The sequence below is a fragment of the Catellatospora chokoriensis genome (assembly GCF_011297315.1).
Lineage (GTDB): Bacteria > Actinomycetota > Actinomycetes > Mycobacteriales > Micromonosporaceae > Catellatospora > Catellatospora citrea.
Genome location: NZ_JAAOTI010000004.1, coordinates 448,521 through 458,001, shown reverse-complemented (window position 1 = coordinate 458,001; position 9,481 = coordinate 448,521). Strand labels below are relative to the sequence as shown.

Sequence of the window (9,481 nt, the reverse complement as noted above, 5' to 3'; positions counted from 1 at the left end):
AGCTCTGGTGGAAGTGCTCCAGTGCCGGGTGGCCGCCAAGACCGGGCGGCCCTTTACGCGCCCCCGCCCCCTACCCCGCTCCGCGCAGCAACTGAAAAAGGCTCCACAGATTAGGGAAAAGCGACAGCGGTAACCACACCACCCAAGAACCCCGTCGACGGCTCCCGTGGAGACCACGGTGACTTGCTTGCGCCCCACGAGTAACGCCCCACATGACAGTCCTTGAGGACACGTGTGGTGACTGTGGGGCCAGGTAGCAGCCGAGTGTGGGGCGTAACTGACGTGGCAAACCTAAAAAACCCCGCACGACCCACCCACCGCAACCACCCCTACCGGAGCGGAGCAGGGGGTGCCGCCGGAGTGAGCGTAAAGGGCCGCCCGCTCTTGGCGGCCCCCAGCGAACCCGGCGGCACCCCCTGCGGAGCGCAACCACCCACGATCAGCGCTGATAAACCTCAGGCTTGAGAATCCCCACATACGGCACCTCGCGATACCGCTCCGAGTAGTCCAGCCCGTACCCCACCACGAACTCCGTAGGAATATCGAACCCCACGTACTTCACCGGCACCGGCACCTTGATCGCCTCAGGCTTCCGGAACAGAGCCACCACGTCGACAGACTTCGCCGACCGCGACTCCAGGTACTTGAGCAGCCAGGAGAGCGTCAGACCCGAATCCACGATGTCCTCGACGACGATGACGTGCTTGCCGGCGATGTCCCGGTCGAGGTCCTTGAGGATGCGTACGACGCCGGAGGACGTGGTGCCCTGGCCGTACGAGGAGACGGCCATGAACTCGAGTTCGACGGGTGGGCCGCCGACCTTGCCGAGTTCGCGGGAGAAGTCGGCCATGAACATGACCGCGCCCTTCAGGACGCAGACGAGAAGCAGGCCGTCGACCGACGCGTAGTCGGCGGCGACCTGCTTGGCGAGCTCGGCGGTCTTACCGCGGAGTTCCTCTTCAGTGATGATCACACGGTCTATGTCCGCGTCGTACCAGCCCATGTGGTCAAGACTGCCGGATGAAGGGCCTCTGCCGCACGTCGGGGTCGGAATTGGTGACGATCATCCCGAGCTGGCCCGCGACACCGGTGACCAGTAGGAACACGAGTAGGAAGACGAACTGTTCCATGACGGCCTCACCGTTTCGAAGTGGTTTGGGCCGGTGCGCACCGGAGTGAATTAAGTGTCTCGTGTCCGGTTCGCGGGTGACAGTGGCAGGAATGACAGGGTCCCTCGATTTCCTGCCATTCATCGAGTAGCGTGAGTCACATGTCGCTGTATCGGGTGGCCGTGCTCGGCCTGGACGACGTCGCCCCGTTCGAGCTCGGGGTGCTGTGCGAGGTTTTCGGGACCGATCGGAGCGCGGACGGGTTCCCGTCGTACGAGTTCGCGGTGTGCAGTCCGGACGGCGGGCCGATCCGTACGCGGTCGGGGTTCAGCGTCGTGCCGCACGCGGACCTGACGCCGCTGGCGAGCGCCGACCTGGTGGCCGTGCCGGCGCATCCGCTGACCTCGGCAGTGCCCCCGGCGGCGGTGGAGGCGCTGGTCGCGGCGGCCGAGCGGGGGGCCTGGATCCTGTCGGTGTGCTCGGGGGCGTTCCTGCTGGGCCAGGCGGGGCTGCTGGACGGGCGGCGCTGCACGACGCACTGGAAGCATGCGGCGCTGCTGGCGCAGCGGCATCCGACGGCGCTGGTGTCGCCGGACGAGCTGTACGTGCAGGACGGGCGGGTGATCACGAGCGCGGGCACGGCGGCGGGGATCGACGCGTGCCTGCACCTGGTGCGCCAGGAGCAGGGCACGGCGGTGGCGACGAAGCTGGCCCGACGGATGGTGGTGCCGCCGCACCGGGCGGGCGGGCAGTCGCAGTTCATCGAGGCGCCGATCGCGGCGGAGGTCGACTGCGACACCCTGCAGCCGCTGCTGGAGTGGCTGCTCACGCACCTGGACGAGCAGCTGACCGTGGAGGATCTCGCGGCGCGCACGCATATGGCCCCGCGCACGTTCGCGCGCCGGTTCCGGGCGGAGACGGGCGCGACGCCGCACGACTGGCTCACCCATCAGCGCCTGCTGCTGGCCCGGCGGCTGCTGGAGGAGACCGAGCTGACCGTCGAGTCGGTGGCGACCCGGGCGGGTTTCGGCGACTCGGCCACCCTGCGCCACCACTTCCACCGCCGCGTGGGCACCACCCCCGCCACCTACCGCCAGACCTTCCGCACCCGCTAGGACGAAGGAAGGGCACCTTCACAACGCTCTGCGTTGTAGAAGGTGCCCTTCTTAACCTCGTGACCCCAGGAGCAGGCGTTTTACGGGGCGACTACCGGGATGCGGGTGCGCACCACCGTGGTGCCGGGGACCTCCGGGCTGGTCATGCTGGTGGTCACCCGTGCGTCCGAGGGCATGACACCCCGCAGCTTGACGGTGTACGACGCCACCCCGCCCGGGTGCCCGCCGGTGCTCCGCACCCGCAGGTCCGGGCCGGGCTGCTCGCTGCGCAGGACGCCCTTGCCGAGGGCGTTCTCCGCGCCGACCGCGAACCCCTTCGTGCCGCCGGGCAGGTCCTTCGCGTCGTACGCGAACCGGATGTCCTCGTCCTCGCCGATGGCCAGCCAGACCTGGAAGCGCTGGGTGTCCTCGGTGCCGAAACGGTTCACCCGCCACTCGACGACGATCCACTCCACGCCGCCGCCCTCGACGGTGGCCACCCGCACCCCGTCGGCCGCCGAGCCGTCGAGGTCCGTCCAGTACGGGGCCAGCACGTTGTTGGGCCGGGCCGGGTCGGGTGCCTGTTCGCCGTCGGTGCCCGGCGGTGCGATCCGCACGTCCTGGGCGGTGCCGCCACCGACCACGAGGTAGCCGTTGGAGACGACGCCGATGCGCTGGTAGGTCTGGCCGGCGTAGCCGAACCCGGGCACGTCGTAATTGATCATCTCCTCGTCGCCGATCGCGTCGGGGGCGACGTCCAGCGGCTTCCACACCCGGTCGTCCAGCTCCGCGACGTCCGGGGCGCCCGGCTCGATGCCGCGCAGCGTGGTGTCGTGGCTGACCTCGCGCGGGCCGTCGAGCTTGGCCCCGCCGTCGACGCCGGTGACGGCGAGCGCCGGGTCCAGCCGGGTGGTGAGGTCGACCGGCGCGTCGTCGTAACCGGTGTTCGCGGCCGTCACGGTGCACTGCGCGGTGCGGGCCAGCGTCACCTTCTTCGCGGTGCAGGTGCTGGCCAGCGTCACCTGGCCCTGGGACGGCCGGAAGGCGACCGGCAGGTGCAGCGCCGGGCTGCCGTCGGCCGCGGTCAGCCGGATCTCGCCGGACAGGTAGCCGTCCACGACCGCGCGGGAGTAGATGGTCACGGGCAGCGGCGCGGTGCCCCGGGCGGGCACGGTGACCGCTGCCGGGACGCTGATCGAGCTGTCCTTCGGCGCGGTGCTCGCCACGGCGTACGTCATGGTCCGGTCGGTCATGTTGCGCAGGGTGCGGACCGTGGAGAGCCGGCCCGGCATGATCGGCGCGTTGATCGACGGCAGGTTGAGGTCGACGGCGCGCACCTCGTCGTCGGCCATCGACATCATGCGGGAGGAGGAGTCCGACACGGTCAGCGTGACCTGGTCGGCGCGGTCCACCGCGATCCGCCCGGCGCCCATCTCGTGCGGCCCGGCCGGGGTCTTGCCGTCCTCGATGGTGACCTCGGTGACCGCGCTGGTCATCAGCGCCGACTTGAGCTCACCCGGGGTCCAGTCCGGGTGCCGGGACGCCAGCAGCGCCGCCGCGCCGGCCACGTGCGGCGACGACATGGAGGTGCCCGCGATGGCCTGGAACAGCTCGCCGGCCGGGCCGCCCGCGGTGGCGCCCGGGGTCGGCGTGTGTCCGGCCAGGATCTGCACGCCCGGCGCGGTCACGTCGGGCTTGAGCGCCAGGCCGCCGGGGCCGCGGGAGGAGAACGCGGCCATCACGTCGCCGGTGCCCGCGTTGGCCTGCCCGGCGGTGATCGTCGCGGTGATGCCGGTGTTCGCGTCGAGGAACTCCAGCACCGCCGGGTCGGCCAGGTGCACCGTGGGCAGCCAGTGGTTGTCGGTCTCCACGTCCTGCAGCTTCGGGTTGTAGAGGACCATGCCGACGGCGCCGCCCTCGCGTACGTTCCAGCCCTTCTCGACGCGGGGGTTGCCGCCGCGCTCGCAGACGACGATCTGCCCGGTGAACTGGCCCTTCTTCGCGGGCTTGGCGCAGGTCGCGCCGCCCTTGTAGGCGGCGACGTCGCCGGCCCGCACCAGCGGGGCCGGTCCGGCGCCCGCGGTCAGCGAGGCCCCGCTCAGCTGCGCGGTCGCCGTGGCTGACTGCAGGGTCAGCCCCGCGCTGAACTCGCGGCGCTGGGTGGAGGCGGCCACCGTGGTCACCCACGGGGAGAGGTGGTTGACCGTGCCGGCGTCCGGGCCCGAGTTGCCCGCCGAGGCGGCCACGAAGACCCCTGCCGCGTACGCGTCCAGGAAGGCCATCTCGACCGGGTCGCTGAACGGGTCGGTGCCGCCGGAGATGGAGAAGTTGACGACGTCGACGCCGTCGCGCACCGCCTGCGCCACCGCGGCCGCCGAGTCCGACGACATGCAGCCGTTGGCCCCGCACACCTTGTAGACGCTGAGCCAGGAGCCGGGCGCGACGCCGTGCACCGGCCCGCGCTCGACGCCGAACACCTTCGCCGAGGCCAGCACGTCACCCGCGGCCGTCGAGGCGGTGTGCGTGCCGTGCCCGTCGCTGTCGCGCGCCGACTTGTAGGTCTCGTCCGGGAACGCCTCCAGGTAGCCCTTGAGGAATGCCGCACCCCCGATCAGCTTGTTGTTGCAGCGGAACACGTCCTTGGCGGGCGTCAGCGGGTTGTCGCCGAAGTCGCAGCGGCGCGCCGAGCCGTCCGTCTTGGCCGGGGGCGCGGCCAGCACGCCCTGGTCGGCGAAGGACGGGTGCTCCGGCCACGCGCCGGTGTCCAGCACACCGACCACGACCCCCTTGCCCGCCTGGCTGGTCGGGGCGCCGTTCGCGCCGGCACCGCTCTGCAGCACGTCCGCGCCGATGAAGGAACTGGACGAGTCGGTCAGCGGCTCGCGCAGCTCGTCGCGCTGCACGGCCACCACACCCTCGACGGCGAGCAGCTTCTTGACCTCGTTGGCGGGCAGCGTCAGCGCCACCCCGCCGTACACGGTGCGCAGCCGCTGGCCGACGGTCGCCGACGGCAGCTTCGCCGCGAGCGCGGAGGTGAATTGCTGCTCGCGCTGTGCCAGGTACTGCTCGTACGCCTGTTCCGCGTCGCCGCCGCGCAGCCGGGTGCCGGTGGCCGCCGGGCTCGTCGCGGCCAGGCCCGGCACCCCGCCGGCATAGCTGGCGACCGCGTCGTGGTCGAGCTTGACCAGCACCGGGATGCGCTCGCCGTCGGTGCGGTCGAGCAGGCTGCGGTCGGTCTTCGCGAGCCGGCTGGTGGGCGCGCGCCCGGCCGTGATCCGCGAGGCCGGTTGGAGTTTCTGCGGGCCGTCCGGCGCGGCCGCACCGCCGCCCGCCGGTATCACCGCCGCGCCCGCCACCAGGGCGAACCCGCAGCTAATCCGGACAAAAGTCGCCATCTTCACAGTGGCGTCAACGACTACGCGTAGGGCCTGGACTTGGCGCAGCCCCGCCGGACCTGCTCTCAGTAAGCGGCGGCCTGGCCGTCGGCGCGGGGTTCGGAGCCGGCGACGTAGCCGCCGGGGATACGCCAGATCGCCTGGCCCATGCCGAAGGTGGACCGGTCGGTGGCGACGGTGACCTCGTGGCCCCGCGACCGCAGCTGCTCGACCAGCACCGGGTCGAACTCCGGCTCGACCTCGACCTGCCGCTCGGTGTGCCAGTACCAGCGCGGCCGGGTCAGCGCCTGCTGCGGATCCAGCCCGTCGTCCACGGTCGCCAGCACCAGCTGCAGGTGGCCCTGCGGCTGCATGTGCCCGCCCATCACGCCGAACGGCCCCAGCGGCGCGCCGTCGCGGAAGAGGAACCCGGGAATGATCGTGTGGAACGGGCGCTTGCCGGGCGCGGCCACGTTCGGGTGCGCCGGGTCGAGGCTGAACCCGGCCCCGCGGTTCTGCAGCCCGAAGCCGTACTCCGGCAGCACCACGAACGAGCCGAAGCCCTGGTACGTCGACTGGATCAGGCTGACCATCATGCCGTCGGCGTCGGCCGCGGCCAGGTAGACGGTGCCGCCCTTCATCGGGTCCCCGGGCGGCGGGTCACCGGCCCGGTCCCCGATCAGCGCCCGTCGCGCCGCCAGGTAGGCGGGATCGAGCAGGTCCGGCATCGGGTACGCGGCCGGGTCGGCGACGTACGCGTGCGCGTCGGCGAAGCCGAGTTTCATCGCCTCGATCTGCTCGTGCAGCCCGTGCCCCGGCAACCCGTCGAGCAGCGCGAGCGCCTGCAGCGCGGCCACCCCCTGCCCGTTGGGCGGGATCTCGTACACGGTGTGCCCGCGGTAGTCCGTGCGCACCGGCTCGACCCAGGTGCTGGTGTGCTCGGCGAGGTCGGCGGCGGTGAGCAGGCCGCCGGTGTCCGCCGCGTACGCGGCCAGCGCCTGCGCGATCTCACCGCGGTAGAAGGAGTCGGCGTGGCTGCCGCCGATCAGCCGCAGCGCCCGGCCCGCGCCCGGGTTGCGGAACAGCTCGCCGGCCCGCGGCGCGCGCCCGTCCGGCGCGTACACGTCGGCCCAGGCCCGGCACTCGGGGTGGTCCAGCGCGCGATGTGCCGCCACCGACTCGGCCCAACGCCGGGCGACCGTCGGCGACACCGTCCAGCCCTGCTCGGCGTAGTGCACCGCGTCGGCGAACAGCCGCTCGAACGGCAGCCGCCCGAACCGCGCGTGCAGGTCCTGCCAACCCGCCGGGGCGCCCGGCACGGTCACCGGCAGCCAGCCGCGGGCCGGTGGGGCGAGCGGGGCCCGCGCCTGCGCCCCGCCGAGGGCGCCGTTGGGCGGCTGCGCGGCCCCGGTCAGCGCGGCCAGGCTCAACGCCGCCGGAGCGCGCCCGGAGGCGTTCAGCCCGTGCAGCTCCTTGCCGTCCCAGACCAGGGCGAACAGGTCGCCGCCGAGGTCGTTGGAGCCGGGCTGCACCTGGGTCAGGGTCACCGCCGCGGCCACCGCGGCGTCGACCGCCGAACCGCCCTCACGCAGCATGGCCAGACCCGCCTGGGCGGCCAGCGGCTGACTGGTCGCCACCACTCCCTGGGGCGCGTACACCGCTTGTCGCATCCCTAGATCCAAACACGTGGCGCGGGGCGATGCGGCTACGGGAGAGTAGGTTCTTACCTATGGCTCTCGTGGACTGGGATCTCGCCTCGACCACCGCCGCGCGGTTCGGCCCGATCGGACCATCGGTGACCTTGGAAGAGGCCACCGCGGTCGTCGCCGACCTGCGCCGACTGGCCGACGAGGCCATCGGCCACGTCGCCGAGTACACGAAGCTGACGCCGCAGGTGCCGGACGCGCCGGTGCGCGTGGTCGACCGGCGCACCTGGGCCGACGTCAACGTGCAGGGCCTGCGCACGGTGATCACGCCGCTGACCGACAAGCTGGAGGAGAAGGTCGGCTTCCTCGGCAACCTGGTCGGCGCGAAGGTGACCGGCGTGGAGGCCGGGGCGGTGCTCGGATACCTGTCCGGCAAGGTCCTCGGCCAGTACGACATCTTCGCCGCGCCGCCCGCCGAACCCGGCCGGCAGGTGGAGGCGGGGCAGCTGCTGCTGGTCGCGCCGAACATCGTCGCCATGGAGCGCCGGATCAAGGCCGACCCCCGCGACTTCCGGCTCTGGGTGTGCCTGCACGAGGTCACCCACCGGACCCAGTTCACCGCCGTGCCGTGGCTGCGCGCGCACTTCCTCAGCGAGGTGCGGGCCTTCATCGAGGCCACCGAGCCGCCGACGGCGAACCTGCTCAGCCAGGCCTACCAGCAGTTCGGCGCGGCGATCAAAGCGGCCCGCGCGCCCGAGGGCACCCGCGGCGCGTCGCTGATCGAGGCGGTGCAGACGCCCGAGCAGCGGGCCGTGCTCGACCGGCTCACCGCGGTGCTGACCCTGCTGGAGGGGCACGCCGAGGTGGTCATGGACGGCGTCGGACCGCAGGTCATCCCGAGCGTCGCGACGATCCGCGCGGCGTTCGACCGCAAGCGCAACCCCGGCAACCCGGTCGAGCAGTACGTGCGCCGCCTGCTGGGCATCGACATCAAGATGCGGCAGTACGCCGAGGGCCGGGTCTTCGTGCAGTCGGTGCTGGACCGGGTCGGCATGGACGGCCTGAACCGGATCTGGGAGTCGAAGCAGACCCTGCCGACCCTCGACGAGATCGCCGACCCCGACGCGTGGGTGGCCCGCGTGGTCACCGCCGACACCCGGGGATGAGGCTCGACCCCTCGGTCGCCGCGATCCGCACCGCGATCCGCCACACCCTGACCACCCTGCCGACCACGCCTGCCGCGCCTGCCGCAACTCTTAAGGAGTTGCGGCAACAGGACGGCCTCGATGGCGCGAGTCTTACAGAGTCGCGGCAGGGATACCGGTCGGTGGACGGGGTCGCGGGGGGTGCGCGGCCGCTGGTGTTGGTGGGTTGTTCGGGTGGGGCGGATTCGTTGGCGCTGGCGGCGGCGGCGGTTTTCGTCGCGCCGCGGGTGGGGTGGCGGGTCGGGTTGGTGACCGTCGATCACCAGTTGCAGGAGGGGTCGGCGGGGCGGGCCGAGCAGGTCGCGCAGTGGGCTCGCGAGCAGGGGTTCGAGCCGGTGGAGGTCGCGACGGTCGACGTCGGCGGGTGCGGCGGCCCGGAGGCGGCGGCGCGCGCGGCGCGGTACGCGGCGCTGGCCGGGGCGGCCGGGCGGCTCGGCGCGGCGACGGTCCTGCTCGGACACACCCGCGACGACCAGGCCGAGACGGTGCTGCTGGCGCTGGCGCGCGGGGCCGGCCCGCGCGGTCTCGCGGGGATGCCCGCACACCGCCTGCACGCGGGAGCCCGGTTCAGCCGGCCGCTGCTGGACGTGCCGCGTTCGGCCTGCCGGGCCGCGTGTGCGGCGCAGGACCTGGTGCCGTGGGAGGACCCGCACAACACCGATCCGTCGTACGCCAGGTCGCGGGTGCGGGCCGACGCGCTGCCCGCGCTGGTCGCCGCGCTCGGCGAGGGCGTCGTGGCCAACCTGGCCCGGTCCGCGGCCCTGCTGGGCGCGGACGCCGACCTGCTCGACGAGCTGGCCGCCGACGCCCTGGAACGCTGCCGCGCCCCCGCCGGGCTGTCCGCCGGCGCGCTGAGCGGGCTGCCGGCCGCGCTGCGTACCCGCGTGCTGCACGCCTGGGCCGCGGAGCTGGGCGCGCCCCGCGCGGCGCTGACCCACCGGCACGTCGCGGCCTTGGACACGCTGGTCATGGCCTGGCGCGGGCAGGGCGCGACGCTGCTGCCCGGCGGGATCGCGGTGAGCCGCCGGTCGGGTGAGCTGACCGGCGGCTGAG

Annotated in this window: 7 protein-coding genes; 3 read left to right on the top strand and 4 right to left on the bottom strand. The window is 72.8% G+C overall.

Going from position 1 to position 9,481, the window contains the following annotated elements:
* Positions 1-439: 439 nt before the first annotated feature.
* Complete coding sequence (hpt, locus tag HAV39_RS09290) at positions 440-1,003, bottom strand: hypoxanthine phosphoribosyltransferase (RefSeq protein WP_120317428.1); 564 nt, start codon at positions 1,001-1,003, stop codon at positions 440-442.
* A gap of 4 nt (positions 1,004-1,007) precedes the next feature.
* Complete coding sequence (locus HAV39_RS43235) at positions 1,008-1,130, bottom strand: hypothetical protein (RefSeq protein ID WP_275413966.1); 123 nt, start codon at positions 1,128-1,130, stop codon at positions 1,008-1,010.
* A 140-nt stretch (positions 1,131-1,270) separates the two neighbouring features.
* On the opposite strand from HAV39_RS43235, the gene HAV39_RS09285 reads away from it, so the two are divergent.
* Positions 1,271-2,224, top strand: a complete 954-nt coding sequence (locus HAV39_RS09285) for a GlxA family transcriptional regulator (RefSeq protein WP_191838716.1) — start codon at positions 1,271-1,273, stop codon at positions 2,222-2,224.
* Between the two features lie 80 nt (positions 2,225-2,304).
* Here HAV39_RS09285 and HAV39_RS09280 read toward each other — a convergent pair whose 3' ends face one another.
* Positions 2,305-5,598 (bottom strand): S8 family serine peptidase, encoded by a 3,294-nt coding sequence (locus HAV39_RS09280; RefSeq protein WP_191838715.1) that lies wholly within the window; start codon positions 5,596-5,598, stop codon positions 2,305-2,307.
* Between the two features lie 65 nt (positions 5,599-5,663).
* Positions 5,664-7,247, bottom strand: a complete 1,584-nt coding sequence (locus HAV39_RS09275; RefSeq protein ID WP_191838714.1) for a gamma-glutamyltransferase family protein — start codon at positions 7,245-7,247, stop codon at positions 5,664-5,666.
* Positions 7,248-7,306: 59 nt separating this feature from the next.
* On the opposite strand from HAV39_RS09275, the gene HAV39_RS09270 reads away from it, so the two are divergent.
* Together HAV39_RS09270 and tilS are read left to right on the top strand one after the other, a co-directional pair.
* Positions 7,307-8,389: a zinc-dependent metalloprotease gene (locus HAV39_RS09270; protein WP_120317432.1), complete on the top strand. Its 1,083-nt coding sequence runs from the start codon at positions 7,307-7,309 to the stop codon at positions 8,387-8,389.
* A gap of 161 nt (positions 8,390-8,550) precedes the next feature.
* On the top strand, positions 8,551-9,480 hold the full coding sequence (gene tilS, locus HAV39_RS09265; protein ID WP_239120868.1) for a tRNA lysidine(34) synthetase TilS: 930 nt from the start codon (positions 8,551-8,553) through the stop codon (positions 9,478-9,480).
* Position 9,481 lies beyond the last annotated feature (1 nt).